Raw genomic sequence first — 436 nt, 5'->3', positions numbered from 1 at the left:
CCGATGCCGTTGGCTTGCGCGAAGCGGCAGGCGTTCCACAGCTTGGTCGCGAAGTTGCGATAGCCCTCGACGCGCTTCTCATCCATCTTGATGTCGCGGCCCTGGCTTTCCATCGCCGCCATGAAGAAGCGCAACGCGTCCGCACCATATTTGTCGATCAGCCCGAGCGGGTTGACGACATTGCCCTTGGACTTGGACATCTTCTGCCCATCCGCCGCGCGGACGAGGCCGTGCAGGTACAGCTTCTTGAACGGCACATCGCCCATGAAGTGGATGCCCTGCATCATCATGCGGGCGTCCCAGAAGAACAGGATGTCGAAGCCCGAGATGAGCACGTCGTTCGGGTAACGGCCGTGGAGTTGCGGGGGGCGGTTTAGGAAACCGTTGCTCGCTCCCTCACCGTTCGTGTCGAGCGAAGTCGAGACACCGGTCACCG

Annotated in this window: 1 protein-coding gene; it reads right to left on the bottom strand. The window is 61.7% G+C overall.

All coding sequences use genetic code 11. The features are described 5' to 3' along the window. Nucleotides 1–436, bottom strand: a 436-nt coding sequence (locus tag AACY52_RS31610; RefSeq protein WP_339561596.1) for a class I tRNA ligase family protein, incomplete at both ends; no start/stop codon positions are given.

It is taken from the genome of Pseudomonas sp. EA_65y_Pfl1_P113, from assembly GCF_963970525.1.
Lineage (GTDB): Bacteria > Pseudomonadota > Gammaproteobacteria > Pseudomonadales > Pseudomonadaceae > Aquipseudomonas > Aquipseudomonas tritici.
The sequence above is the reverse complement of the archived record's forward strand: the minus strand, read 5'-3'. Positions and strand labels throughout refer to the sequence as shown.